The organism is Clostridium akagii DSM 12554 (genome assembly GCF_000686725.1).
GTDB classification, from domain to species: Bacteria; Bacillota; Clostridia; order Clostridiales; family Clostridiaceae; genus Clostridium_I; species Clostridium_I akagii.
The window spans coordinates 188,502-214,424 of the sequence record NZ_JMLK01000006.1 but is presented as its reverse complement, the minus strand read 5'-3'; the positions used below and the strand labels follow the sequence as shown (position 1 = coordinate 214,424).

The following is a 25,923-nucleotide window of genomic DNA, read 5'->3' as shown; positions in this document are numbered from 1 at the left end:
TATTATATTTTGACCCAATGTAAACTTCTCGTAGTTTGTCAATTATCACTGTGGTGCTAATTGATTAACCATACCGGCCATTTGATCTGCTGTACTTAATCCTTTTGAACTAAGTTGAAAAGCCCTTTGTGCAACTATCATATCAGTCATTTCCTTTGATATATCTACATTAGATCCCTCATAATAGCCTTGTGTTATAGTAGCACTATTTGTCACAAACATTTGCGCTCCAGGTTTAGGTACATAAATATTATTACCTACTGAAGTTAATGAATCCTGCCCTATTGTATCATATACATTTATTTTTCCCACATTTTTTCCAGCTACACTTATTGTTCCATCGGTTGCAACCGCAAAATTACCATTAGTAAAAGTATCTTGACCCATTACCTCAAGTCTATCACCATTACTATCAGTAAGCCTACCAGCACCATCCTGAGTAAAGTTTCCACTTCTCACATATGCACTACTACCATCTTGACGAATAACCTTAAAATAGCCCGATCCCTGAAGTGCTAAGTCAGTTGCTTTGCCTGTTTGTACTAAACCACCTGATGCATCATTTCTTGTAGTCTCTGTAGTTCTAACTCCTGTACCATTTTCAGGGTCAACAGTTCTATTAGTATCCGTTGTAACAGGAATACCGATTCTATTCATAGTTTCATATACTAAATCTCCAAAGCCAACATCAATACTTTTATATCCCGCTGTATCCATGTTTGCAATATTATTTGATATAACATCCAATTTTTGCTGTTGCGCATTCATAGCAGTACGGCTAGTCCACATTAATCTATCCACTTTTTATCACACCTTTCCAACGTCATTTGCTGCAAGTCCTAAACTTTGATCTATTGCTGATATAACTTTTTGATCAGATTCAAAATTTCTCATAGTGGACATCATATCTACCATGGAATTAATTGAATTCACATTAGAACCTTCTAATGCATTTTGCTGAACTGAAACATTGGCGTTTAATATTGGATTTGTACCTGAATATAAATTATTTCCAACCTTCTTAAGAGATTTATAATCATTAAAATCAACTAAGGAAAATGAGTAAGTAGGTTTTCCGTCCACACTTAAGTTACCATAGGAATCACTTGTAAGCTTACCATTACCAACATTGATTTTTTCAACATTACCTGTAGCGAGATTTTTCCCCATTACAGCATCTCCATTTTCATCCATCAAACCACCTTGCATATTAACATGAAAATGACCGTCTCTTGTATAATAATTTTGCGCTCCTGCTCCATTTCCCTGGCTTACTGTAAAAAAGCCCCTACCATCAATTGCAAAATCATCATCACTATCAGAATTTGTTATAGTTCCCTGAGTAAAGTCAGTAGTGGTAGCATCCACTTTACTCCCTAAACTTAGTGAGCCAATAGTTTGCCTTACATTTTTTCCATTCTGAATATCCTCACTATTAGAAATCAAAACATTTTTAAAGTTTTTAATCATTAAATCATCACCTTTGAAACCATTGGTTTCAGAGTTTGCCATATTATTTGTTATTACATCTTCTTTAGATTGCTGAACAATCATTCCTGAAACAGCTGAATATAAACTTCTTATCATTTCCCCACACCCTTATTATTTATTACTTTCATATCCTCTGGATATCTCATGCCATAATTGTATGCTCGAGTTTCAATTTGTGTTTTACTTAAAGTAATAATTTCTTTTTCCCATACCATAAAACATGTTGCAAGTACAATACCAATCCCAATTCCAAACAAAACTTTTCTATCACAGGTAATATTAATAAATTTTTTTATTTTAGATATAATTTTTCTATTAATAGTAGCTCCCCCTTACCAATCCCTAGTTTTTCAGATATACTATCTATAGATAAGCCATCATTTAGCATCTCTTTAATTTCATTCACTTTAACATTGTTTACTTCAAAATCACTTTCAGCATTAAGCTTTTTATCTTCTCCTATTTCTTCACCATTTTTTGAAACAATACTATTTATGTTATCGGCCTCTAACTCTAAAACTTCAGCCTGTTTTTCTTGTATACTAATTTTATTATACTTCATATTTTCAATTTCCTGTTGAAGTTCAAGTATTGTCTCTGCAAATTCTCGCCTCAATTTTCCGATTTCCACATCATAATCTTTTAAATTATTCGAAGCATTGTCAAATGCATCCTTAAATGTGTTTTTTTCATTTTTTAAGGCCTTAAAATTAAAGATTAAAAGCACAATTCCTATCAAAAGTAATAAAAATGTAATCATATTATCCAGAGCTCCAAACTATACATATTTTAATTTTTTCATTGCACTTTTTAAGTGTAGAATTGATCTAGTATGAAGTTGACACACTCTAGACTCAGAAACACTAAGCACATTCCCTATTTGTTTTAAAGTAAATCTCTCAAAGTAATAAAGAGTTAATACAGTTTTATCTTTTTCATTCAATAAGTCCAGAGCTTTGGTCAAATATTCAATTTCTTCTTTTTTTTCTAGTGATTTTTCTGGGCTTGGGCTATTTTTGTCTTCAATTGTTCCCATTAATGGCATATCATCATCATCTGAAAAGATTAAATTTTCTAAGGACACTACAGCTATGTAATTTATATAATTTTCTACTTCACCAATAGCTGACATTGTTACTTCAAGTTCCTCTGCTATTTCCAAATTAGAGGGTTCTCTAAGTAATTCTTTTTGTAACTTGTCTATAGCTTTGTTATACCTACTGAGCTTATCCATTGCACCTTTTGATATAGGACTGTTTTTTCTAAGTTCATCTATCATTGCCCCTTTAATCCTAATAGATGCGTAAGTTGAAAATTTCATTCCTCGTTCTTCATCAAATTTATTAAGAGCATCCATAAGACCTACCATTCCATAACTTACTAGATCTTCATATTCTATATATTTTGATTTTCCAATTATAACTCTTGAAGCTATATATTTTACAAGTGGAATGTACTTCTTTACTATTTCTTCTTTACTATCAAAAGTTCCTGCAATAGCCATAACTAAACCTCCTTAGCTTTTCTTCCTGAGTTCTCTCATTAACTGAAATATGTATGATATAATTTTATCTATTTGAGCATCTTCAGCAGAATAAAATGAAAATCCACATATATTTGACTTTGTCACTGTATCTTTTATAACCCTTATACAATTACATGTCATACAAATTTTTTCACCATTTATTGGTATTTTTACAATAACTAGATCATTTTGCTCAATATCATTTTTAGTTCTTAACCTAATACCTCCCCCACTCAAATCCACCATTATAGCTTTATCAAAATCCTTTTCATCCTGTATAATTTTATTTAATTCGCTATTGGTTAAGTTTGACGAAATTTTTTTATATTCAACAGATACAGACAAGTCAATTCTAAAAAAATTTCTTCTCTGAACTTTTTTTATTTCATCTGGTATTTCTATAGCTATCATTGCTATTTTTTCATTTTTTTTACCTACAACTTTTGATTTAAAGCCATACACATTGTTTTCATCATAATATATGACTTCAATTTCTTCATTTTCAATCAAATTTGCATAATTACCATTAAAAACTGGGATACTTATAAAAATAAATTTTTCACTTACATCTTGTATATTGCTTTTGAATGGTCTTCCTTTAATTAAAATTTCGCATTTTGTGTTCAGATTAATTCCGAAATTACCTATGTTCATCTTGACATAACTCCTTAAGAAAATATATTGAATATTCTTTTAAACAAACCCTGTACACTATTTCCTGTACTTTCTGTTTTTATTCCAAGTATTTTATTAGAAATTTTAAGTATATCTTGTGCTGCCTCACAATTAGGATTAGCTACTACAAATGGTTTTTGATTCCTAACTGCTTCAATTAACTTTCTATCCTCTGATATACTTCCTAAATAATCTACATCAATTTTTAAAAATGTTTTAACTGCACCGCTAAATTTATCAAAAGTTGCCTGTCCTTCTTTCTTATCTAAGGTTCTGTTTATAACAACTTTAGCCTTTGATTTGATTTTAAAATGCACTACTGCTTTTATAAGGCTATAAGCATCCATAATTGATGTTGGCTCCGGGGTTATAATTATTACAAGTTCATCTGAGCAAGCTATGAAACCTAACACACTCCTATTTACACCTGCCCCTGTGTCCATTATAATATAGTCTAAATCTTCAAGCTTTGAAAGTTTGTCTAAAAAAGCATTTCTTTGAATATTGGTAATTTCATTAACCCTAGTGATACCAGACCCTCCAGGTAGAAGTTTAACACCATAAGGTCCTGTTACAATTACATCCTCTATGTCTTTATGGTTAAAAATTATATCAAATACATTATATTTGGGCATAAATCCTAATAAAACATCATCATTTCCCATTCCTACATCTGCATCAAAAATAAGTACCTTTTTACCATTTTTCTGAAGGGTCAAAGCTAAATTCACTACAAAATTGCTTTTACCAACCCCTCCCTTTCCTGATGTAACCGTAATTATTTTAGGTGAACTTTTTGCCACATTTCTCTCTTTACTACCAGATGCCATTTGCCTAAGCCTTTGTGCCTGATCTAACATATGGTTTCAACTCCCATAATAAGATTGATTATCTCATCGGAATTCAAACACTTAATATCATCCGGCACATTTTGACCTGTTGTGACATAACTTAATGGTTGTTTCGCATAATTCATTATATTAAGTATGGAACCGTATGTAGATGTTTCATCTAATTTAGTTATTATAATGTTATTATAGTTCAAAACTTTATATCCCTCAACTATTGTCTTAATATCGCTATTTTTTGTAGTTGAACTCATAACTAAATGGATATTGTCAGATTTTGTTTTTCGAATAAATGCACTTAGTTCAGAAATTTGCATAATATTTTTGCTACTTCTTCCTGTAGTGTCAATTAGAATCATGTCACACTCACTCATATCTTCTATTGACTTCTCCATATCCTTTATGGAGAAAACAACGCTAAAAGGAATATTCATTATATCCGCATAAGTTTTTAATTGTTCTATAGCTCCAATTCTGTAGGTGTCAACTGTTATAAGCCCAACTTTCTTCTTTTCAATCAATGAAAGCCTTCCCGCAAGTTTTGCAATTGTTGTAGTTTTACCAACCCCAGTTGGTCCAACTAAAACTATTATGTGTTCATCCTTTGGTTTATTTATATTTATCATCTGAGCAAGTGCATCTTTTAATTTCTCTGTTTCATCTTCATTTTTCTTGTTTAATGTTATTCTACTTGTAACTTCCTCTATTATTTCTGAATTTAAATCCAAATTTTCAAGTTTCTCTTGCAACTCACTTTTTCCATTTGCATTTGTACCTGTTAGCATTATTGTATTCAAAATTTTCTTCATCTCATTCATTTCATTCATAAGATTACTTTCACTACTATCACTTTTATCATCTACATTTTTACTATTAATTTCTATACTGTTATCTCTTATTAGTTTTTGTGATACTTTTGTTTCTCTATTCATAACTTTTTTAATGGCCTCTAAACTGTCGTTAATATCTAACTTTTTTTCTCCATTTACTTTTGTGTTTCTTTTATTACCACTTCCTTCATTGTCAACAGCTGCAGTAACTTCGATAACTTTTTTTGAAAAGAAACCTCCAATACCTTTTTTTCTAATTTTTCTTTGACTTATAATAATAGCTTCATTTCCAAGTTCATACCTAATTCGTGTCATTGCTTCATTCATGTTATTAACCACATATTTTTTTATTATCATTATATGTTAACAACTCCTTCAGCTTTTATTTCAACATCATTAGGTATTTCATTAAGTGATAATACTGAAACATTTGGAAAAACCATTTCTAAAAGTTTTCTTACTGCTGGTCTTATTTTAGGAGAAACTAAAATTGCTGGTTGATTTTCCGGAAAATATATTGACGCCAAAACATTTTTTATTGAGTCTAAAATCTTTGATGTAGTTTCAGGATCAACCGCTGGAAAAGAACCTTGCATAGATTTTTGTATATTATTTGCAATAACATTTTCTATGTCTGGTGAAAGTGTGGCTACCACTAATTTGTTATCTTCACCAATAAGTGGATTACATATAGTTCTTCCTAGGGCTATTCTCACATATTCTGTTAAAAGCTCTAAATCCTTTGTATTTCGGGAATTGTCTGCAAGAGTTTCAAGAATAGTTACCATATCTTTAATTGGCACTTTCTCTTTTAATAAATTTTGAAGTATCTTTTGTACCTCACCAATTGTCATAAGATCTGGTATCAATTCTTCTACAACTGCACTGTATTTTTCTTTCATTGATTCAATTGTTCCCTTAACTTCCTGTCTTCCTAAAAGCTCATAAGAATGAAGTTTTATTGTTTCTGTTAAATGGGTAACCATAACAGTAGTTGGATCAACTACTGTGAATCCTTTAATTTCTGCCTCTTCCCTTTGATCTTTATTTATCCAAACCGCAGGAAGCCCAAATGTTGGCTCTACTGTTCTAATACCTTGTATTTCCTCAGCTTCCCCAGTTGAATCCATAGATAGCAGCATACTAGGCATAAGTTCCCCTCGTTGCACTACTGTACCTCTTATCTTAACTACATACTCATTGGTCTTTAACTGAAGATTATCTCTGATTCTTATAGGCTGTACTACTATTCCCATTTCAATAGCACATTGCCTTCTAACAGATGCAATTCTTTGAAGAAGATCTCCGCCTGATGATTCATCTGCAAGAGGAATTAATCCATATCCAATTTCAATCTCCATTGGCTCTACAGAAACAAGACTCATAACATTTTCTGGTTCTTTATTCTCCATATCTGCAATTTCACTATTTTCACTCTCTTGTTTTTGTATGATTTTGCTCTGTTCCTCTTTTTTTAACAAGTATGCACCTGCTGCACAAGCAAAAGCTAAAATTAAAAACACCAATGTTGGAAATCCTGGTAAAACCCCTAGAAGGAAAAGTACAGCTGCGGCTATACCTAAAACCTTTGGAAAATTTGTAAGTTGACCAATTAATTGAGTACCAAAGTCTTCATTATTTCCTGACCTTGTTACTATAATACCTGTAGATACGGATATTAATAGGGCTGGAATCTGACTTACAAGTCCATCACCAACTGAAAGTCTAATATAAGTTTGTGCTGCAACCGCAGCCGTCATATTAAGCTGAACTACTCCTATTATAATACCGCCAATCATGTTTATTACAACAATTATAATACTTGCAATAGCATCTCCTTTAACAAACTTAGAAGCACCATCCATTGAACCGTAAAAATCAGCTTCCATCTGAAGCTTTTTTCTTCTCTCTTTAGCTTGCATATCATCAATAAGTCCTGCATTAAGGTCTGCATCGATACTCATCTGTTTACCAGGCATAGCATCTAATGTAAATCTAGCTGCAACTTCTGCAACTCTACCCGAACCATTTGTAATTACTACAAATTGTACTATTATTATAATTAGAAATATTATTATTCCAACTACATAATTCCCACCAATAACAAAACTACCAAATGCATTTATTACATCTCCTGCATTTGCTTGAGTTAAAATAAGTCTTGTGGATGATATATTGATTCCAACCCTGAATAACGTAGTAATAAGAAGCAATGTTGGAAATACTGACATCTGTAATACTTCTGTGGTAAACAAAGATGTCAAAATTATAATCATGGCAACAGTCAAATTTACAACTATCAAAAAATCTATTAATATCGTTGGCAATGGTATTATTATCATTAACACTATTGCCATTACACCAAACGCTACAATAACGTCTAAATTATCTGCTATCCTAAAACTTCTCTTATTGCTGCTAATATTATTCATCTGCATTCCTCCTTTACTTCTTTTTCATCTTAAACACTATTGCTAAGACCTCAGCAACAGCTTGATACATATCCATTGGGATTTCATCGTCTATTTCAACCTCATTATATATGAGCCGTGCCAATGGTTTGTCTTCAATTATCGGAACATTATTTTCCTTTGCTACTTCCTTTATCCTAAGTGCCATTATGTCAGTACCTTTTGCCACAACCACTGGAGCGCTATTTTCTCCTTCACCATATTTTAGTGCTACTGAAATGTGTGTTGGATTAGTAACAATTACTGTAGCATCTGGTACACTTGCCATCATCCTTCTTGTTGACATCTCTCTTTGCTTTTGTTTTCTCTTTGCTTTTATATCTGGATCTCCTTCATCTTGTTTAAATTCTTCTTTAATTTCCTGCTTTGTCATTTTCAAATCCTTATTAAACATATACCTTTGATAAATATAATCAGTAATAGCTATAATTACCATTATGAATGCGATTCTAAATAAAATTGTCATAAACAGTCCTTTTATTACTCCTGGAATTAAATCAAATTTTAATGTGTTTATACCTAAAAAATCATTAAAATTATCAATTACAAATCTATACCCCACATATCCTACAACTGATACCACAGCTACATCTTTTACAAGATCCACAGCAGTCCTCATTGAAAACATCTTTTTTAATCCCGCAATTGGGCTTAGCTTTTTAAAATCCGGAATAAGAGGCTGAGTAGTTAACATAAACCCTGATTGCATTACATTAGCTGCTATACCCATAATCATAATAGGAACTGCAAATATTAAAAAAATAATTCCTATGTTCTCTCCAGCAAATACCAATACTTTACCAACTGTGTATTCATTTAACGTTTTCGGACTAGAAAGATATCCGTTAAAATATATAATCATCATGTTTTTTATTTTTGTATATGTAAAACTTCCTAAAGTTAAAAAAATAAAAGCCGATGTAATAAGTGTAATGGCTAATGGTACCTCTTTACTTTTTGAGGTTTGCCCTTTTTTCCTGGCCTCGCTCTTTTTCTTAGGAGTGGCACTTTCAGTTTTATCTGCATCTGCAAATATAATTATGGCTGGTATTATATTATAAAATCCCTTCCATAAATCAGGTATCATTCCAAAGGCATAAACCATTAGATTTATTATTACTGTAAGGGTAAGCATAAATACAAACATTCCCAGTAACATTTTAATAGGCATTCCTAGGATCATAACATTTAATTGTGGAACAGTCCTTGAAACAAGTCCTAAAACTATATCGGTAATTATTAGTACAACTACTACTGGGATTGCCATTCTAAGTGCTATTTGAAAAAACTGAATAAATGCATTTAAGGCATACATTGCAGACCCACTACCAAGTACAAAATCTCCTAGGTGAATAACATTAAAACTATCAATAAGTGCTTTTATAAGTACCAGATGTCCATCTATTAAGAAAAAGACCACAATAGTTAGCATTTGTAAGAGTCTTTCAATTAAAGTCGTAGTACTTTGCGTATTGGGATCATAGGTACTCATCATTGAAAGGCCTATCTGGACATCTATAAACTGACCAGCTATCCTTCCACATATAAACACCAAATTTGTTAAGTACCCTAGTACAAGTCCAGTTATTACTTCAAATGCACATTTCTCCATATACAGTAGTCCATTGCTTATTCCTGCAATATTAGAATAGTCAATACTAGATATGACGAAAAAAGCCATGCATACAGAAATAGTTATTTTAGCAATACTCGGAAGTCCATTTGGAAACAATATTTGCAATGCTATAAAAAATGTTGCTATCCTCAAAAATACTAGAAAAAATGCAGAAAAATATGACACACTTATCATTGTACTAATCACACCTATCTAGTTATATTTGTTATCATATCAAATATTCTCAACGTAAAACCCGTCATTGTATGAAGTATCCAGGCTCCAAGTATAACCCCTACTGCTGCAATTGACAAAAGCTTAGGAACGAAGGTAAGTGTTTGTTCCTGTATCTGTGTTGTAGCTTGGATTATACTTACAAAAAGTCCCACCACAACAGCCACAATTAAAAAGGGAGCTGCAACCATAAGACCAGTAGTTATTCCATCTTTTAATACCGACATAAGCATATTTTCTGTCATAAACTTTCACCTCACGAAAAACTTAGAATAAGCGATTTGACTATCATATACCAACCATCAACCATAACAAATAAAAGAAGTTTAAATGGCAAAGAAATCATGGAAGGTGGTACCATAAACATACCCATTGACATCAAAATACTAGCAACTACAAAATCTATTATTATAAAAGGTATGTATATTAAAAAACCTATTATAAACGCTGTTTTAAGTTCACTTATCATGAATGATGGAATTACAACATGCATTGGAATTTTGTCTGTTGGTGTCTTAGAATCTTCCTTAGCTTCCTCCATAAATAGTTTTAAATCCTTTTGTCGAGTCTGCTTAAGCATAAAATCTTTTAATGGTTTTTCTCCTGCTTTAATTGCTTGATCCTGGGTTATTGTATTGTTTATGTATGGCTGAAGAGCGTTGTTGTTAATAGTAGTAACCGTTGGCATCATAATAAAAAATGTTAAAAACAACGCTAGTCCAACGATAACCTGACTTGGTGGTGCATTTTGAGTTCCCATGGCACTTTTCAAAAATCCAAAAACAACAACTATTCTAACAAAACTTGTTGTCATAATTACTATGGATGGGAGTAGCGTTAACACTGTCATCATTATAAGGATTTTTATATTGTCTACATAGTCTGTAGGAGTAGACGCATTGTCTACAGACAAACTTATTTTGGGTACGGGTATACTATTTGCCGTTGCTGCTTGTACACTATGTCCCATAAATATTACACATAATAAGACTAAAGCAGATATTATACAGGCCTTTTTTTTCATACTAATCTTCCTTTTTAATCTTAAGTTTATTTTTAATTGATTTTAATAAATTCTTATTATCCTGAAATTTCACTCGATCCTTAATGTTTCTTAGAAATTCATCCATATTTTTATATTGAGTTATCTTCTTTGATTCCTGAATTTCTGAAATTTCTTCCTCTGTTAATTCCTTAATAATTTCCATTTTATTCCCAGTGTTAGAGAATACATAACCCTGTTCACCTATTTTGATTATTAGTAGACTATTTTCCTTAGATACTGAAAGTTTTTCAAGTACCTTCATGTAGCTACCGTTTTGCACATTTTGGAGTTTATTACCACCAAATTTTAAACTTAAATATATTAAAGGTAAAATAACTAAAAGTGCTACTATAAGCCTTATTACTACGGACAGTGTATCCAGCATCTATTTATCACCCTCAACATGTTTTATTGAATAACTAATTCATCAAAATATACATTCGTAAATTGCCCTTTTTGCAAATATGGATTAACAGTATCCAAAATCTGTTGTTTTACTTTATCACTACCTGTCCCAGCTAAATCTGAAGACTTTTTGCTTCTAAATATCTTTACAACAGCATCATTAAAAATAGGTGTCATCACAGCAGTTTTGTCTGTAACCTCAGCTGTTAATTTGGAGTTTGTAGAATCATATCCAAAACTCACTATCACTTTTACGTATTTTGGTGTATCAGTATCTGCTAAGTTTATAATTGTTTCATTCAATGAAAGTGTTGCCTCAACTATTTTTGTTGTTGAAACTGTGCTATTTGTAGCTTTTGTCCCTGTAGTTTTATTGAAAAACAACATATATGCGCCAAAAGCTCCCCCAAGTATAACGATTAATGCAATTAGAATAATAACTATCTTAGGTATTCCACCTTTTTTTTCTTTTTTCTTTTCACTCATTTGTTAGTCTCTCCCTCTAAAAACAGAATTCATATCAATATTTAGCATTATTTATTCTCTTTTTAAACTCTATAATTTTATCTATAACTTCATCAATAGATTCTTCTACTAAATATTTATTTCCGTTTAATAATGTTATAACTGTTTCTGGAACTTCTTCTATCTTTTCAATAATAGAAGCATTAATTACCACCTCTTTGTGGTTTAAACCAGTTAGTCTAATCAATTCTAGATTCCCCTCTCAAAATATAGAATTTACTCTTTTACAAGGAAAGTGTAGCATTGATTTTTTACAATCAATCTACACCTTTACTTAATAAACCTTAACTACTGTTTAAGATTTATTATAGTTTGAAGTATTGTATCACCAGTGGAAATTATCTTACCATTGGCCTCAAACGCTCTACTTGCTTCTATCATATGTGAAAACTCTGTTGCTAAATCCACATTTGATTGTTCTAAAGAACTTCCCTTAATTGTACTAAATGATCCGGAATTATTATCACCTAATGTGTTTACTCCTGAATCTAAAATAGCTTTTCCTGAGTTTGAAGACTCAGAGAACATATTATTTCCAACTTGATCAAGTCCAGAATCATTTGTAAATTTAGCTAAAGCAACTTGACCTATAGCCGCAACTTTGTTATCTGCAAGAGTTACAGTAACAACACCATTTGAATCAACTGACCAAGATGATACAGCAACATCCTTTGCTGGTGTTGTTGCAGTTGCCACTTCATGAACTGTTTCTGGTATTTGAAGCGTTATAAGTGCCCCATCATTAGCAGTTACTGTTTTTTGGCCATCAACAAAATCCACCCGGCTACTAACAGTACCCGTAGTACTAGTAGTAGTGGCAGTAGGATCTAAGCTTGAGGCAGTAGTAGTTGTACCTGTATTATCAGTACCTGACACAGCATATCCCATAAGCCTATAGCCATTTAGCGTAATACTACCGTCTGGATCTTTACTAAAAGATCCATCTTGTGTATATAATAGTTGTGTACTTGATGGTTCAGATGTAATAGTGTGTGATGCAGTACCAGTAGTAGGATTATCTACTGGAATTGTAGCTGTTGCTGATGCTTTGACTATATCTCCCTTTGCTACTATAAAAAAACCTGAACTACCATTTATAGATAGATCCAAAGGATTACTAGTGGACGCAGCACCACCGTAAGACATATCTTTGTTGATTCCTTGAACCTTTACACCAGTTCCAAAAGCACTGGAGTTTGTACCACCAGAAGAAGTTGTTGGTGCACTACTTCCCTGAACTGATTGATAATACATATCTTCAAAAGTTATACCTGATGATTTGAATGCAGTTGTCTGTGAGTTTGCTATGTTATTACTTATTACGTTTAATTCCTGGTTACTTGCCTTCATTCCAGATATTCCAGAGTACATTGATTGTAACATTTATTTTCCCCCAATTATTTTAAATTTATTTTTTATTTTACTTTACAATTAACCTCCGTCTTTCAGTTAATCCTGGCTTCCTAAAATCAGGTCCAGCCTAAAGTATTACCACGCTATCAATATTAGTAAATATGTTTTGTTTGCAACTTTCTTTGTCCACTGCTGTAATAACAGTTCTATTTTTTATGCTTGTCACATATGCAGTATCTTTATAAAATATAACTGAATCCGTGCAGCCTTTTGAACCTGCCTTATTAATACCTTCGTTTATTGCCTTCATATCCTCATTATTTAGGGTTATATTTCTATTCTTTAACCTGTCAACTGCATGAGAAGAAATAATAAAGCTATCATTCTTATTAACTTCTGTGCTTAAAATGTTATCAAAATTCGAACTTTCACTTTTGCCTTTTAGATCTATTTTATGGCTAATATTTCCAATAGGTGCTACAGGAAAAATCGTCCCATTTACTACTCTATATCCCATAATTCTTACTCACTTATACCCCTGTTGCTGTTGTCGGATTTATAGTAATAACATCACCATAACTATAGGATTGCACTGTTGTACCATTTACCAGTACGTTTAATGTCACAGCATCCCCATTTTTAGATACAGACTGAACAACACCCTGGATGTTATTTCCATTGGCATCTGTATCACTCAACTGCACCTTTACACCAATAAGATTTGATGCTCCATTTAAAGTCATAGTTCCATTCAGATTAGTCATCTGCTCCAATGAAGAATATTGTGCTAGCTGACTAACATATTGTGTAGGATCATTGTTTTGTCCAGTAGGATCTTGATTTGCAAGCTCTGCTATTAATATCTTCATAAAAGCATTTTTGTCCAAAGTATCACTTTTAGTTGTTGTAGACTGAGTTGTACTTGCCGCGGCATTAGCATTTACACCTTGAGTTGTACTCATATTATCTCCTCCTATACTAGAGCATTTACATTATCATTTTCATAAATGCTATTTAGTTCATCTATATCTTGGTCTTCAATGACACCTACTCCATTAGTTGTCTTGCCATCTCCTTGTTTCTGGTTTGCAGCATCCCCAGAGTTTGAACCATCTTTAAAATATGTTGTATCACCATTGTAAATATTTATATTCACATTGCTTACTTTTATCTCTTGCGAATTTATGCTGCTATTTATTTGATCCACATTAGCGTTTAGAAGGTTATATGCCTCCTTGTTTGTAGCAGTAATGGAAGCCTTCATAACTCCATTTTCAGTAGTTATGTTTATCATTACTGTACCAAGCCCTTTTGGTGCTATTGTTACTGTCAAATCTTTTATATTATTATTATCCATGTACTTTAAATTGGTTATTATGTCTTCAGCAAAATTAGAACTTCTAGCTGTAGGCACTGGATTTTTTATCTCAGAACTACTTGAAATATTGTTATTGTTTAAGATTTGATTAATTACACCAGTAACTTTTGAATACTGATCCGAACTACTCTGTTTGTTATCAATCAACTTGTTTAAAAAATCATTATCCTTGTTAGAGGTATTATTACCATAAGTGTTCTCACTTCCAGATTCACTACTGTCCGGACTTAATGAACTTGAACCTGCTGTTGTATTAAAATCCACTTTTGTAGTATTATTTGACTCAGTTACATCAGTTAGCTTGTTTGTATCAGTTAACTTTACAGTATCTATAGCTTTGTTTGTCACAGTTAATATTTGTTCAATATTTTTTAATTTAGAACTTACTGCGATTGAACTAGAATTACTTTGGCTTGACTTAATATCCTTCATCAAATCTGTTAGTTCAGTTTTAATCTTGTCAAAAATATTATTGTCATTTGGATTATTTACAGTTACTTTACTATCAGAAGAATCATTACCTGCAACCTTATCATTTACAGTTGTACTACTGACATCTGCGTTATTATCAGTTATATTGGTTTGTGTTGCAACTGCACTATTACTTAGATCAGTTTTCCCCAAATCTAACTTTGAAACCAAATCTGTTAATTCCTGTGTTCCATTAACATTTTTACTTGACGATAATAATTCAGCATACTTAGCCAAATTATCTTTTAAATCAGTTAATTTTGATATTAGATTCACATCTAAATTACCACTAGCATTTTGATTACTTTGAGTAGCACTAGTATTCTTTAAAAGAGAGTTTAAAATTTGCTGTAAACTGGCAATTAATGCGGCCAAATCATTATTATTCACACTTTTAGTTCCATCAGTAATATCATTAATTTCTTTTTCTATGTCCTGTAGTTTTTCTTCGTCAGTTTTGCTAGTAGTATCAACTGTTTGATTCTTATTTACATCTTTGTTTGTATTAGAAGCACCGTCATTTTTACTTGCACTACCAGTAGTTTTTGTATTTTCACTGTTTTGGGTTTTAGACTGTAAAACATTTTTAAAGTTTGTGTTATTATCTACTGAGGCATCACTATTATTAACACTTTTAGAAACACTACCGGCTGTACCTACACTGTCAAGAAACTTCACGTTATTATTTATACTTATTTCACTCAATATCTCACCCCCTTTCAGCAGTATTTCTTATGTACCCATATAGAGCAAATTCATCATTATTCCTCTGTTCTATAGCATTTACCTCTTTTGTATATTTATCCATTTGTTTATCTTTAAGAATATCAACAGTTTTTCTATCGACCTGTTTTTGCTTTAAATCTTGTCTTTTTTCTTCTAATATCATTTTTTTCTTTTCAAGTTCTGAGATAGCCTCATCTATACACGTAGCAAGAGAGTTTAAATAAAATTGAGTTGTTTTCTGCTGAACAACATTTCCATGCATTCTAGTTTCACTATATTTACTATAATTCATATTTAGTTTATCTAGATTTTCTTCTGCATTAGTTTTATCATCTTGTGCCTTGCTAAAATTCAGTTTACTCTCTTCCTCTTTGTTATATCTTATATCTAAAAGTTTTTGAAGCTTAAAATCAAATTTTTTCATAAATCACCCCTTTCAAAATATCAATTAAACATTTTTTCTAAAGCATTCACACTTTCTTGAAACTCTGATTTTTCATCAATCCCCTGCTTTAAATAGTTAACAATATTTTCGTGATAATTTATTGCAATGTCAATCTTCTTATTACTTCCTCTTGCATAGGCACCTAGGTTTATCAAATCTTCAGAATTTTTATAAGTGGCTAAAAGTTCTCTAGCAATGCCCGCAGCTTTTTTGTGTTCACCATCAGCAACTTCAGACATAAGTCTACTTATACTTGCCAAAACATCAATGGCTGGATAATGGTTTTTCGAAGCAAGCTCTCTAGAAAGAACTATATGTCCATCTAGAATACCTCTCACTGCATCTGCAATAGGTTCATTAAAATCATCACCATCCACAAGTACTGTATAAAACGCTGTAATAGATCCTTTATCAGACATACCTGACCTCTCCATGAGTTTAGGTAACATTGCAAAAACAGATGGAGTATAGCCCTTAGTTGCTGGTGGCTCACCTATGGCAAGACCTACTTCTCTTTGTGCCATAGCAAATCTTGTAACTGAGTCCATCATTAAAATAACTTTTTTACCTTGATCTCTAAAATATTCCGCTATAGCTGTGGCAGTAAAAGCACCTTTAATTCTAACTAAAGCTGGTTTATCTGAAGTAGCACATACCACTATTGATTTTTTCATACCTTCTTCGCCAAGATCTTTCTCAATAAAATCTCGAACTTCTCTTCCTCTTTCTCCAATAAGTGCTATTACATTAACATCAGCTTTAGCTTCTCTTGCTATCATGCCAAGAGTTGTACTTTTCCCTACCCCACTACCTGCAAAAATACCAATTCTTTGTCCTTCACCGCAAGTCAAGAAACCATCAATAGCTCTTACTCCCGTTGGCATAATACTGTCAATCCTTCTCCTCTTTAAAGGATCCGGGGGACTACTATTCATATTATACATAATTCCATCTAAAGCTTTAACTTCCCCTAATGGTTTTCCAAGACCGTCAAGGACTTTGCCAAACAATTTTTCTGAACATGCAACGCTAAGCTGTTTTCCAGTAGGTAGTACACTGCACCCTGGTGATATTCCTACTAGCTCCCCTAGAGGCATTAGAATAACATTTTTTTCTTTAAAACCAACGACTTCGCATTCTATAACCTTATTTGACTCATTATAAATTTTGCACACTTCTCCAACAAAAGCTCTTATTCCTTCCGCTTCTATTGTGAGTCCAATTATTTTACTAACTATACCTTCATTGTACAATGTATTGCATTCTTCAACCGTTTCAATTAAAGCTTCAAAATCTAATGAAATCATAATAATAACTCCTATAAATCATTTTCTTAAAAGTTCTTCTTTGATTTTATCCATACCAATATCAATTCCAACTTGAGTTTTTCCGTTATTTTTCTCAATAGTTGCTTTATCATCATCAAAACAATTGTCTTCAATAACAATTATTTCTCCAGATACAGGAAGCTGTTGTTTCCAAAGTGCCGCTGCTTCAGTAACTGAATTATAATGTAGCTTGCTACATTTAATAATTATTAGCTCACTATTTTTTGATTTTTCAACAGCAGAATAAATCATATCATTAATTCCATCTTCATCTTTAACTTTTTTATTTAAAATATGACCAGCTATGGAAAATGCTAATTTTTTAATCGCTTCTTCTTGATCAATAATATATTTTTCACACTTCGCTTTTGCACTAGTTAATAAGTTAGAAGCATTTAGTTCAGCTAAAGACTTATAATTCTCAACTTCAATTTTGCCTTTAACTACAGTCTCTTCATATGCCTTATTAAATCCATCTTGTGTTCCTTCTTGAAAACCTTTTTCATATGCTTTTTTTTCAATATCCTGTGCCTCTTCTATTGATTTACTTCTTAAATTTTCTGCTACTCTTTTGGCGTCTTCAATAATTGTATTAGCAATTCTATCTACGCCCTCAAACATTTCACCACCGCTCTGCTTCAATATATCTTCTATATCAGAAAGCGACTGTTCTTTTAACTCCATGTTCCCATCGGTAATTATTTCTTTATTACCATATTGAATTATTTTTGTATTCTTAATAACTTTAGAGGACAATAGCATCTTCTCCACCTCTTGAAAGTACTATTTCACCGGACTCATCCAACCTTCTGATTACGCCAACAATTTTTTGTTGTGCTTTTTCAACATCCATAAGTCTTACAGGTCCAAGGAATTCTATATCCTCTTTTAATGAAGCAGCAGCTCTCTTTGATTGATTTCTATAAACTGCATCACCAACTTCATCAGAGCAACCCTTAAGAGCCAATGCCAATTCTTTGCTTTCAACTTCTCTAAGAACCCTTTGAATGGCAACATCATCCAATGTAATAATATCCTCAAATACAAACATTGATTCTTTAACTTTCTCAGCCAATTCTGGATCTTCTTTTTCAAGACCCTCAGTGATATTTTTCTCAGTTGTTCTGTCAACTTGATTTAATATATCAACTATTCGTTCCACACCACCAAGTACAGTTACATCAGCTCTTACTACAGATGATAATTTGCTATTTAAAACTTTTTCAATTTCTTTAATTACCATAGGTGAAGTATTACTCATTGTAGCAATTCTATATGCAACTTCCCCTTGTAGCTCCTCAGGTAAAGCCGACATAATTTGTCCAGCTCTATCTGCTTGTAGGTAACATAGTATTAGTGCTATTGTTTGTGGGTGTTCATTTCCTATTACATTTAAAAGTTGATGTGCATCAGCCTTTCTTGCGATAGCAAATGGTCTATACTGCTCAGTTGCTTCTGCCACTTTATCCAAGATTTCTTTTGCTCTTTGAGTCCCAAGTGCTTTTCCAAGCAAATCTCTTGCATAATCAAGTCCACCTTCACTTAAATATTCCTTTGCTTTGTTCATTTCAATAAATTCTTTGAAAATTTCTGCTTTTTGCTCAGGTTTTACAGAAGTAATATTAGCTATCTCATAAGTTATCTTCTGTATTTCTCTTTCTGGAAGTTTTTTTATAATTCCTGCTGATGCCTCTGGTCCCAAAGTAATGAACAGTATAGCAGCTTTTTGAACTCCAGTTAACTTTCCGTCTTTAGCCATTGCGCTATCACCTCTCATCCTCTGAAATCCATGATTTAACTACATCAGCTACCTGTTCCGGTTTACTAGTAGCATAAGTTCTTATTTCTTTTTCCATGTGTGATTTTTCACTATTCTGCTCAAATTGGATAGGTGGATATTTTATCTGCGTAGTTTTATCAACATCATCCCCAATTAGTTCATCAAATCCTTCTTCATCTTCATCCATTTCTTCTTTGTTTTTCCTTCTCCTTGCTAAGAAAATAATAAATCCTATAATAGCTATAACTCCAATTACCGCACCAATTATAATATTTCTAATGAAAATATTTTTTTGCTGTTGTTGTTGAGCTGTATTCATTGCAGTTTGCGCTTTCTGTGCAGCATTTTGCAAGCTTGTATCAAACGCTAAACCCTCTATGCTTACCGTATCGCCCCTTTGTGGATTTACTCCAACTGCTTGGCTAACAATATTATTAATTGAAGTTTGTGTTGTATTACTCACTCTTCCATCTAAAACTACTGACACAGTTAGCCTGTTTATATCACCTGGTGCTGTTACAGTTTTAGTTTCTGATTTTGAAGTATCATAATTTTTAGTTACATCTGTACTTGTTGTAGCTCCACTTGTTGTATTTGAATTAACTATTTGATTTGACGAATTGTTATTATTTACTGGACTTCCACTTGCTACAGTGTTTCCACCTGGAGTTACAGTATTTGTCTCATGTTCACTTATAACTACTGGATCCTTTTCTACTGTTGCATCTTGCTGAACCGCATTAAAATTCATATCTGCATGTATTTGAACCTTAACATTATTTGTGCCATATATTGGTTCTAATTGATTTAATACCTTTTCTTGAAGCTCTGTTTCTTCTTTTTCTTCCACTGCACTCCTAGCTGCTGTGGTTGCAGAAACATCTGTATTGTCCCCAGTAGTAGAATTAAGTCCAGCGCTTAGAAGTTTCATATTATCATCTACGACTTGAATATTTGCTGCAGGTAAATTTTTTACTGCACCAGATATCAATGCAACAATTGCTTTAACTTGACTAGTAGATAAACTTTCACCTGAATTCAATTTTAAAAACACAGACGCAGTAGCAGGAGATGCATCCTTCACAAAAACAGAATCATCTGGCATTACTAGTTGAACTCTGGCATCAGCTACCTGTGGGAAACTTTTTATTGTTCTCTCAATCTCACCTTCTAGTGCCCTTTGATATTGAACATTAAACTGTTGATCCGTCATTCCAAATTGACTACTGCTGTTATCAAAAAGTTCAAAGCCCGTGCTACCCCCTTTTACTAATGTAGCGTATTGAAGCCTAAGATCATCTACATTAGCTTCAGGTACCGAAATCGTATTGGTAGTGGAATCTACCTTATATGCAATTTTATCGGTTTTTAATTTAGCTATCACAGTTGTTGCATCAGTTGAGTCCATTTTTGAAAATAATACCCCATATTTCGTGCTTGTTATAGATGTTGTAGCTACTGCTGCAGCCGCTATAATTGCTACTGCTAATATCGCTATAACAATTTGTTTTGTTCTACTTAGTCCAAACCATTTATCCTTTAAATTCTTTACACCCTCTAAGAGCTTATTCATCTTTTGCACTCCCTACTATACTTGCGTTTTATTTAATTCTTGATATGCCTCAACAATTTTATTTCTTACTTGAACAGCCATGTCAAGTGACATCTGTGCCTCTGAAGTAGAGAGCATTACCTGATGAATATCCACGTCTTTTCCGTCAATAAACTGTGTTGTTGTATTATCTGCGCTTATCTGTTTATCGTTAACCGCCCCAAGTTTTTCTTTTAATATAGATGAAAAATCAACACTACCAGTCCCCGATGTTGCCTGGTCATTACTTGCATTGGCTGACGAAACATTACTAGAATTTGATAATATGTTGCTAGTTGGAATAAACTGATTAACATTCACTGACTTCACTCCTATTTTCCAATTTGTAATGCTGTACTGAACATGCTTTTCTCTGCACCCATTACACTGACATTTGCTTGATATGCCCTAGTAGATGATATTAAATCTGCCATTTCATTGAGTATATCAACATTTGGCATAGCCACATATCCATCTGCATTTGCATCAGGATTTGTTGGATCATACTCTTGTTTTAATGGAGAATTGTCATCTACAATTCCTACTGCTTTCACACCTTTTAAATTATCCTCAGCTTGTCCTGTATTAGGATTTATACTTTTATCTAAATTCTCTTGAAATACTGCAATTTTCCTCCTATAAGGCTGGCCAGTGGTATCACTTCTAGTGGTATCTACATTTGCTATATTAGAAGAAATAGTGTCCATTCTTAGTCTTTCAGCAGATAGACCGCTGGCACTAATGTTTAACGAATTAAAAGCATTCATTTATCAGTTACCTCCTCCTGTTATGGCGTATTTTTCCATAGATATTCTTGTACTAGCTTGATTTGCTAATGCTTGATACATAAGGGTGTTTTTTGCTTGATTTGACATTTCTGAATCTATATCTACATTATTGCCATCATTTTTCATGCTGGTAGTGTTATCTTGTTTAACACTAATTGAACCATATGTATTTCCATCATCAAGATGTTTAGAATTGTTTTTTTTCATCGTTATGTTATCCATAGTATTGTTTAGAGTATCCTCAAACGTAACATAATGTTCTTTATAATTATCTGTGTTTACATTTGCTATATTGTCTGCTATAACATTTCCCCTTGTACTGCTTGCATTTAATGCCTGCTTTATCAAATCATAAGTTGACCCACTCTGAGAAATACCACTTGTTGACATCAAATCATCTCCCTATACATTAATTAGACAATTATTATTAAATTCCTTCTTTTTTATTATAAATATTTTATTTTTTTCTTTAATCTCATTAAATTTTTGCTTCGTTACCAATATTATATAATATAGTTTATATTTATACAATGTTTTTATGATTTTTTAATGATTAATTCAAAAAAATACTATAATTCATATTTGTAACTTAGATATTGGTATGGGCTACTTCACATTATTCATTTATCCATTTATTCGTGACAAATCAAGTATTTAGAATTAAGTATTGGAAATTTATAATATATCTTATAAAATCATCTTTTTATCTACATATATTTGCTTTCTAACTACAATTATAAATCATTTTTCCATAAAGCGAAACTTTTTTATGCATTTATTTAAATTTCACACAATTTAGAGTTAAAACTTCATAATTAATTGATTATTACCTAAAAAATATGACAAATTATGTATTTAATATAACATTTATAATATAGGATGTAGTATTTATTTGAAACAAAAGACTATTAACATTTTTATTTGTATAACAATAATATAATTTTAATTATACAATTGTTATACAAATAAATAAAAAATGTCCTCGCGGACATTTTTATTTTACATTTTGCAATATAGATAATACTTGTTGTGGGAATTTATTTGTCTGTGCCATCATAGCTATCCCAGCTTGAACCATAAGACTGCTTTTAGAGTAGTTTAGCATTTCAGATGCCATATCTGCATCCATAACATTACCGTCCGCTGCTTGAACCTGATTACTTATATCATCAGAACTTGACACATAATCATTAAGTCTTGTCTCAATAGAACCATATTTACTCATAGCTGAAGTAACTTGCTTTAATGCTGCATCAACTGTAGCTATTGTTGTTGTAGCATTAACATTTGTTGATACATCAATCCCTGAAAGGTTAAGTTTACTTGCTGTTAGATCATAGGTTGGAATTGTTATAGTTTCTCCAACATTAGAACCAATCATAGCAGTTACTGTAGTTGGCGGTGTGGTTGTGGGCGTATTTAGTAAACTAACTCCATTCATATTTGTGCCTTTAGCTAAAGTATCTATATTTTTAACAAGATTACTAATCTCAACTTGAGTATCTGACTTATCCTGGGATGAATTGGTTCCATTAGCTGCTTGAACTGCCAATGTTCTTATTCTCTGCAGTGTATCCGTTATTCCAGCTAGACCACCATCAGCAACTTGAAGTAAATTCACAGAATTTTGCGCATTATTAGCTCCCATTTGCATTCCTCTGAGTTGCATATTAAATTGATCATTTTGTGCTATGGCATATGGACTATCAGCTGCACTATTTACTTTTATTCCTGATGATATATTCGACATAGCTTTACTCTGACTTGCTAGTGCTTTTTGATATGCTGTAAAAATATTTAATGATGGAATATTGTGATTCAATATCATTTTATCACCTCCTAAAATTACTTTTTATAGATAATAACTTGTTTAATTATCGAATTAATTGCGTTTATCTTTAGTTTTTTCAAAAAACTTGTTAAAAGCACCAATAATATACTCTCTTTTCTCTTTGTCAATCCCAGGATATACACCAATAAAAAATGTATTATTCATAATAATATCAGTGTTTTTAAGTTCACCAATCACTCTTTTTTCAATATTTTCGTAGGCCGGTTGTCTTAAAAGATTGCCACCAAATAACATTCTGGTCATAATTTTGTTCTGCTCTAAAAATGCCACAATTTCACTTCTAGTAAACCCTGCATCTTCTTTAACAGTCAAAGGAAACCCAAACCAAGACGGACTTGAATTTTCTGTAGCTTCTGGAATTATTAAATATTCGTTATACTTTTTTAATGCTGTTTGCAAAAGATTAAAATTATTATTTCTAGTCCTTATAAACTCAGGGAGTTTTTTTAATTGTTCAAGGCCTATTGCTGGTTGTAAGTCTAAAACTTTAAGATTATAACCAATATGACTATATGTATATTTATGATCGTAACCATAAGGTAGCTGTCCCATTTGACGTTTAAATCTCATTTTGCAAGTATCATCAATTCCAGGTTCACAATAACAATCTCTTCCCCAATCTCTAAAAGACCTAACTATTTTTTCGAGTTCCAGATTATTAGTAAGTACTGCTCCACCTTCGCCCATAGTCATATGATGAGCAGGATAAAAACTTACAGTAGCTAAATGTCCAAAGGTTCCAACTTTTTTTCCTCTAAATTCAGCGCCAACTGCATCACAACAATCTTCAATTAGATATAAATCATATTTATGTACTAGTTCCATTATAGCATCTAAATTAAAAGGATTTCCCAAAGTGTGAGCTAACATTATAGCTCTAGTTTTAGGAGACACTGCTTTTTCTAAATTTTTTGTATCTATATTATATGTACCTAATTCTACGTCAACAAATACTGGAATAAGACCATTTTGAATTATAGGATTTATTGTCGTTGGAAAACCTGCAGCAACAGTTATTACCTCGTCACCTTTTTTCAATCTTTTATCTCCAAGCTTTGGAGACGTTAATGCAGTTATGGCTAAAAGATTTGCTGAAGAACCAGAGTTTACAAGAGAACAATGTTTAACTCCCCAAAACTTTGCAAAGGCTTTTTCAAACTTATTAGCGTATTCTCCTGCTGTAAGCCAGAAATCTAGGGATGAATCCACTAGAGATGCTATCTCTTTTTCATCATAGATTCTCCCTGCAAAAGGTATTACCGTTTCACCTGGCACAAAATTTCCCTTGTTTTTTCTAATCTTATAAATCTCAGAAACATATTTTCTAATTTGCTCTCTATAATAATTTTCGTCTTCCATATGATTTAATCCTCCATTACCTTTACTCTTTGCTTTTGGGTAAATTCATTTATTTGCTTCAAGCAAAATTCATACATATTATTATTCTTGTAATTCTTATACCAATCAGACGTCATATCTATGGTTTCTTGTAAATTAAGTACTTGCTGCCAATTTAATTTTTCCTTTGCCTTTGTGCAATCCAGCATTAGCAGATTAGCTTCATGAGGCTGATCTACCTCCGAATCATCTATCCATTCACCTTTGCCATAGCTTTTGATAAGCACATTTACAATGTCTTTAACTTCAGCATTTAAAGACATATTAGGTCCAAAGTTCCAAGCCCCAGAAAACTTTTCAGCTTCAGTATATAATTTTGAAGCCAGTTTTATGTATCCACTAAGTGGTTCTAAAACAAACTGCCAAGGTCTAACAGAATGAGGATTTCTAAGTTTAATTTTGCTGAAATTTTCTATTGCTCTAATACAATCTGGTATTATTCTATCAGAGGACCAGTCCCCTCCTCCAATTACATTTCCCGCTCTAACAGAAGCTATAGCTTTTCCATGTTTTGAATAATCATTTATATAAAAAAAAGAATTTCTGTATGACGTTATTAAAAGTTCTGCACAACCTTTACTGGAACTATATGGATCATATCCACCCATAGGGTCATTTTCTTTATAACCTATAAGTTGTTCCTTATTTTCATAACATTTATCTGTTGTTACCATTATTCCTACTTTTGTAGCTTCACAATTTTTAATTGCTTCAAGCACATTAAGTGTTCCCATAACATTTGTTTCATAAGTTTCTTTTGGATTTTCATAGGACTTTCTCACAATTGCCTGAGCCGCAAGGTGAAACACAAATTCTGGTTTATACTTATTAAATACTTGTTCTAATTTTTCTGAATCTCTAATATCTCCACGTACATCTATGAGCTTATCCGAAAGCTTACAAACATTAAAATTGTCATTTGCAGTATACGGATCATGGGAATATCCTATTACGTTGGCTCCAAGTTGTATTAACCAAATGGAAAGCCATGATCCTTTGAATCCTGTGTGACCTGTAACTAATATATTTTTATCTATAAATGATCCATTTATGTTTGTTGGCAAAATTATACCTCCATATCTTTTTCATCATTCACACAACACTTTTTCTCAAAAGATAAATCATCAAATATTGGTTTATCCGTGAACT

Annotated in this window: 29 protein-coding genes; all 29 read right to left on the bottom strand. The window is 32.2% G+C overall.

Going from position 1 to position 25,923, the window contains the following annotated elements:
* Positions 1 to 45: 45 nt before the first annotated feature.
* Positions 46 to 789 carry a flagellar hook-basal body complex protein gene (locus tag BR66_RS0101145; protein WP_423219374.1) on the bottom strand — a complete coding sequence of 248 codons (744 nt, stop codon included), beginning with the start codon at positions 787 to 789 and terminating at the stop codon, positions 46 to 48.
* A gap of 18 nt (positions 790 to 807) precedes the next feature.
* Complete coding sequence (locus BR66_RS0101140; RefSeq protein ID WP_026881268.1) at positions 808 to 1,587, bottom strand: flagellar hook-basal body complex protein; 780 nt, start codon at positions 1,585 to 1,587, stop codon at positions 808 to 810.
* 196 nt (positions 1,588 to 1,783) lie between these two features.
* Positions 1,784 to 2,251 carry a DUF6115 domain-containing protein gene (locus tag BR66_RS0101130; RefSeq protein ID WP_026881267.1) on the bottom strand — a complete coding sequence of 156 codons (468 nt, stop codon included), beginning with the start codon at positions 2,249 to 2,251 and terminating at the stop codon, positions 1,784 to 1,786.
* Between the two features lie 18 nt (positions 2,252 to 2,269).
* Positions 2,270 to 2,995 carry a FliA/WhiG family RNA polymerase sigma factor gene (locus BR66_RS0101125; RefSeq protein ID WP_026881266.1) on the bottom strand — a complete coding sequence of 242 codons (726 nt, stop codon included), beginning with the start codon at positions 2,993 to 2,995 and terminating at the stop codon, positions 2,270 to 2,272.
* Between the two features lie 12 nt (positions 2,996 to 3,007).
* Positions 3,008 to 3,670: a flagellar brake protein gene (locus BR66_RS0101120; protein WP_026881265.1), complete on the bottom strand. Its 663-nt coding sequence runs from the start codon at positions 3,668 to 3,670 to the stop codon at positions 3,008 to 3,010.
* Between the two features lie 14 nt (positions 3,671 to 3,684).
* Positions 3,685 to 4,551, bottom strand: coding sequence for a MinD/ParA family protein (locus BR66_RS0101115; protein ID WP_026881264.1), 867 nt, complete (start codon positions 4,549 to 4,551; stop codon positions 3,685 to 3,687).
* A complete protein-coding gene (gene flhF, locus BR66_RS0101110) occupies positions 4,545 to 5,726 on the bottom strand; it encodes a flagellar biosynthesis GTPase FlhF (protein ID WP_026881263.1) in 1,182 nt (393 codons plus the stop codon). The genes BR66_RS0101115 and flhF overlap by 7 nt, the downstream gene beginning before the upstream one ends.
* Complete coding sequence (flhA, locus tag BR66_RS0101105) at positions 5,726 to 7,801, bottom strand: flagellar biosynthesis protein FlhA (RefSeq protein WP_026881262.1); 2,076 nt, start codon at positions 7,799 to 7,801, stop codon at positions 5,726 to 5,728. The genes flhF and flhA overlap by 1 nt, the downstream gene beginning before the upstream one ends.
* Before the next feature lie 13 nt (positions 7,802 to 7,814).
* A complete protein-coding gene (locus BR66_RS0101100; RefSeq protein WP_026881261.1) occupies positions 7,815 to 9,650 on the bottom strand; it encodes a fused FliR family export protein/FlhB family type III secretion system protein in 1,836 nt (611 codons plus the stop codon).
* 14 nt (positions 9,651 to 9,664) lie between these two features.
* The gene (locus tag BR66_RS0101095; protein ID WP_026881260.1) at positions 9,665 to 9,934 is read right to left on the bottom strand and encodes a flagellar biosynthetic protein FliQ; all 270 of its coding nucleotides are present in this window, start codon (positions 9,932 to 9,934) and stop codon (positions 9,665 to 9,667) included.
* A gap of 11 nt (positions 9,935 to 9,945) precedes the next feature.
* Positions 9,946 to 10,713, bottom strand: coding sequence for a flagellar type III secretion system pore protein FliP (gene fliP, locus BR66_RS0101090; RefSeq protein WP_026881259.1), 768 nt, complete (start codon positions 10,711 to 10,713; stop codon positions 9,946 to 9,948).
* Position 10,714: 1 nt separating this feature from the next.
* Positions 10,715 to 11,119 (bottom strand): flagellar biosynthetic protein FliO, encoded by a 405-nt coding sequence (fliO, locus tag BR66_RS0101085; RefSeq protein ID WP_026881258.1) that lies wholly within the window; start codon positions 11,117 to 11,119, stop codon positions 10,715 to 10,717.
* 23 nt (positions 11,120 to 11,142) lie between these two features.
* Positions 11,143 to 11,625 carry a flagellar basal body-associated FliL family protein gene (locus tag BR66_RS0101080; RefSeq protein WP_026881257.1) on the bottom strand — a complete coding sequence of 161 codons (483 nt, stop codon included), beginning with the start codon at positions 11,623 to 11,625 and terminating at the stop codon, positions 11,143 to 11,145.
* A gap of 34 nt (positions 11,626 to 11,659) precedes the next feature.
* Positions 11,660 to 11,851, bottom strand: coding sequence for a flagellar FlbD family protein (locus tag BR66_RS0101075; protein ID WP_026881256.1), 192 nt, complete (start codon positions 11,849 to 11,851; stop codon positions 11,660 to 11,662).
* Between the two features lie 101 nt (positions 11,852 to 11,952).
* Positions 11,953 to 13,047: a flagellar hook-basal body complex protein gene (locus tag BR66_RS0101070; protein ID WP_026881255.1), complete on the bottom strand. Its 1,095-nt coding sequence runs from the start codon at positions 13,045 to 13,047 to the stop codon at positions 11,953 to 11,955.
* Positions 13,048 to 13,144: 97 nt separating this feature from the next.
* On the bottom strand, positions 13,145 to 13,534 hold the full coding sequence (locus tag BR66_RS0101065) for a TIGR02530 family flagellar biosynthesis protein (RefSeq protein ID WP_026881254.1): 390 nt from the start codon (positions 13,532 to 13,534) through the stop codon (positions 13,145 to 13,147).
* Between the two features lie 13 nt (positions 13,535 to 13,547).
* On the bottom strand, positions 13,548 to 13,979 hold the full coding sequence (locus tag BR66_RS22790) for a flagellar hook capping FlgD N-terminal domain-containing protein (RefSeq protein WP_051624043.1): 432 nt from the start codon (positions 13,977 to 13,979) through the stop codon (positions 13,548 to 13,550).
* Positions 13,980 to 13,990: 11 nt separating this feature from the next.
* The gene (locus BR66_RS0101055; RefSeq protein WP_026881253.1) at positions 13,991 to 15,571 is read right to left on the bottom strand and encodes a flagellar hook-length control protein FliK; all 1,581 of its coding nucleotides are present in this window, start codon (positions 15,569 to 15,571) and stop codon (positions 13,991 to 13,993) included.
* A gap of 4 nt (positions 15,572 to 15,575) precedes the next feature.
* Positions 15,576 to 16,016, bottom strand: coding sequence for a flagellar export protein FliJ (gene fliJ, locus BR66_RS0101050; protein ID WP_026881252.1), 441 nt, complete (start codon positions 16,014 to 16,016; stop codon positions 15,576 to 15,578).
* Between the two features lie 20 nt (positions 16,017 to 16,036).
* Entirely contained in the window at positions 16,037 to 17,344 is a 1,308-nt protein-coding gene (gene fliI, locus BR66_RS0101045) for a flagellar protein export ATPase FliI (protein WP_035795122.1), read from the bottom strand.
* A gap of 18 nt (positions 17,345 to 17,362) precedes the next feature.
* On the bottom strand, positions 17,363 to 18,127 hold the full coding sequence (locus BR66_RS0101040; protein WP_026881250.1) for a FliH/SctL family protein: 765 nt from the start codon (positions 18,125 to 18,127) through the stop codon (positions 17,363 to 17,365).
* The gene (gene fliG / locus BR66_RS0101035; protein ID WP_026881249.1) at positions 18,111 to 19,124 is read right to left on the bottom strand and encodes a flagellar motor switch protein FliG; all 1,014 of its coding nucleotides are present in this window, start codon (positions 19,122 to 19,124) and stop codon (positions 18,111 to 18,113) included. Before fliG ends, BR66_RS0101040 begins: the two co-directional genes overlap by 17 nt.
* A 7-nt stretch (positions 19,125 to 19,131) precedes the next feature.
* Positions 19,132 to 20,718 carry a flagellar basal-body MS-ring/collar protein FliF gene (gene fliF / locus BR66_RS0101030; protein ID WP_026881248.1) on the bottom strand — a complete coding sequence of 529 codons (1,587 nt, stop codon included), beginning with the start codon at positions 20,716 to 20,718 and terminating at the stop codon, positions 19,132 to 19,134.
* Between the two features lie 15 nt (positions 20,719 to 20,733).
* Positions 20,734 to 21,024, bottom strand: coding sequence for a flagellar hook-basal body complex protein FliE (gene fliE, locus BR66_RS0101025; protein ID WP_423219373.1), 291 nt, complete (start codon positions 21,022 to 21,024; stop codon positions 20,734 to 20,736).
* Between the two features lie 44 nt (positions 21,025 to 21,068).
* A complete protein-coding gene (flgC, locus tag BR66_RS0101020) occupies positions 21,069 to 21,503 on the bottom strand; it encodes a flagellar basal body rod protein FlgC (RefSeq protein WP_026881246.1) in 435 nt (144 codons plus the stop codon).
* A 3-nt stretch (positions 21,504 to 21,506) separates the two neighbouring features.
* The gene (flgB, locus tag BR66_RS0101015) at positions 21,507 to 21,914 is read right to left on the bottom strand and encodes a flagellar basal body rod protein FlgB (RefSeq protein WP_026881245.1); all 408 of its coding nucleotides are present in this window, start codon (positions 21,912 to 21,914) and stop codon (positions 21,507 to 21,509) included.
* A 604-nt stretch (positions 21,915 to 22,518) separates the two neighbouring features.
* Positions 22,519 to 23,352 (bottom strand): flagellin N-terminal helical domain-containing protein, encoded by an 834-nt coding sequence (locus tag BR66_RS0101010; RefSeq protein ID WP_026881244.1) that lies wholly within the window; start codon positions 23,350 to 23,352, stop codon positions 22,519 to 22,521.
* Between the two features lie 54 nt (positions 23,353 to 23,406).
* Positions 23,407 to 24,735 carry a lipopolysaccharide biosynthesis protein RfbH gene (gene rfbH / locus BR66_RS0101005; RefSeq protein WP_026881243.1) on the bottom strand — a complete coding sequence of 443 codons (1,329 nt, stop codon included), beginning with the start codon at positions 24,733 to 24,735 and terminating at the stop codon, positions 23,407 to 23,409.
* A 5-nt stretch (positions 24,736 to 24,740) separates the two neighbouring features.
* Entirely contained in the window at positions 24,741 to 25,838 is a 1,098-nt protein-coding gene (gene rfbG, locus BR66_RS0101000; protein ID WP_026881242.1) for a CDP-glucose 4,6-dehydratase, read from the bottom strand.
* Positions 25,839 to 25,923: the final 85 nt, after the last annotated feature.

What these genes read in the sequence shown, in the direction of transcription:
- fliP (WP_026881259.1), bottom strand. Translation starts at nt 10,713, where the DNA reads ATGAAAAAAAAGGCCTGTATAATATCTGCTTTAGTCTTATTATGTGTA.
- BR66_RS0101095 (WP_026881260.1), bottom strand. Translation starts at nt 9,934, where the DNA reads ATGACAGAAAATATGCTTATGTCGGTATTAAAAGATGGAATAACTACT.
- rfbH (WP_026881243.1), bottom strand. Translation starts at nt 24,735, where the DNA reads ATGGAAGACGAAAATTATTATAGAGAGCAAATTAGAAAATATGTTTCT.
- BR66_RS0101100 (WP_026881261.1), bottom strand. Translation starts at nt 9,650, where the DNA reads ATGATAAGTGTGTCATATTTTTCTGCATTTTTTCTAGTATTTTTGAGG.
- fliO (WP_026881258.1), bottom strand. Translation starts at nt 11,119, where the DNA reads ATGCTGGATACACTGTCCGTAGTAATAAGGCTTATAGTAGCACTTTTA.
- BR66_RS0101010 (WP_026881244.1), bottom strand. Translation starts at nt 23,352, where the DNA reads ATGATATTGAATCACAATATTCCATCATTAAATATTTTTACAGCATAT.
- fliF (WP_026881248.1), bottom strand. Translation starts at nt 20,718, where the DNA reads ATGAATAAGCTCTTAGAGGGTGTAAAGAATTTAAAGGATAAATGGTTT.
- BR66_RS0101130 (WP_026881267.1), bottom strand. Translation starts at nt 2,251, where the DNA reads ATGATTACATTTTTATTACTTTTGATAGGAATTGTGCTTTTAATCTTT.
- BR66_RS0101080 (WP_026881257.1), bottom strand. Translation starts at nt 11,625, where the DNA reads ATGAGTGAAAAGAAAAAAGAAAAAAAAGGTGGAATACCTAAGATAGTT.
- BR66_RS0101115 (WP_026881264.1), bottom strand. Translation starts at nt 4,551, where the DNA reads ATGTTAGATCAGGCACAAAGGCTTAGGCAAATGGCATCTGGTAGTAAA.
- BR66_RS0101065 (WP_026881254.1), bottom strand. Translation starts at nt 13,534, where the DNA reads ATGGGATATAGAGTAGTAAATGGGACGATTTTTCCTGTAGCACCTATT.
- fliG (WP_026881249.1), bottom strand. Translation starts at nt 19,124, where the DNA reads ATGGCTAAAGACGGAAAGTTAACTGGAGTTCAAAAAGCTGCTATACTG.
- fliI (WP_035795122.1), bottom strand. Translation starts at nt 17,344, where the DNA reads ATGATTTCATTAGATTTTGAAGCTTTAATTGAAACGGTTGAAGAATGC.
- flhA (WP_026881262.1), bottom strand. Translation starts at nt 7,801, where the DNA reads ATGAATAATATTAGCAGCAATAAGAGAAGTTTTAGGATAGCAGATAAT.
- flgB (WP_026881245.1), bottom strand. Translation starts at nt 21,914, where the DNA reads ATGTCAACAAGTGGTATTTCTCAGAGTGGGTCAACTTATGATTTGATA.
- BR66_RS0101125 (WP_026881266.1), bottom strand. Translation starts at nt 2,995, where the DNA reads ATGGCTATTGCAGGAACTTTTGATAGTAAAGAAGAAATAGTAAAGAAG.
- BR66_RS0101145 (WP_423219374.1), bottom strand. Translation starts at nt 789, where the DNA reads ATGTGGACTAGCCGTACTGCTATGAATGCGCAACAGCAAAAATTGGAT.
- BR66_RS22790 (WP_051624043.1), bottom strand. Translation starts at nt 13,979, where the DNA reads ATGAGTACAACTCAAGGTGTAAATGCTAATGCCGCGGCAAGTACAACT.
- BR66_RS0101070 (WP_026881255.1), bottom strand. Translation starts at nt 13,047, where the DNA reads ATGTTACAATCAATGTACTCTGGAATATCTGGAATGAAGGCAAGTAAC.
- flhF (WP_026881263.1), bottom strand. Translation starts at nt 5,726, where the DNA reads ATGATAATAAAAAAATATGTGGTTAATAACATGAATGAAGCAATGACA.
- flgC (WP_026881246.1), bottom strand. Translation starts at nt 21,503, where the DNA reads ATGAATGCTTTTAATTCGTTAAACATTAGTGCCAGCGGTCTATCTGCT.
- fliJ (WP_026881252.1), bottom strand. Translation starts at nt 16,016, where the DNA reads ATGAAAAAATTTGATTTTAAGCTTCAAAAACTTTTAGATATAAGATAT.
- BR66_RS0101040 (WP_026881250.1), bottom strand. Translation starts at nt 18,127, where the DNA reads ATGCTATTGTCCTCTAAAGTTATTAAGAATACAAAAATAATTCAATAT.
- BR66_RS0101120 (WP_026881265.1), bottom strand. Translation starts at nt 3,670, where the DNA reads ATGAACATAGGTAATTTCGGAATTAATCTGAACACAAAATGCGAAATT.
- BR66_RS0101140 (WP_026881268.1), bottom strand. Translation starts at nt 1,587, where the DNA reads ATGATAAGAAGTTTATATTCAGCTGTTTCAGGAATGATTGTTCAGCAA.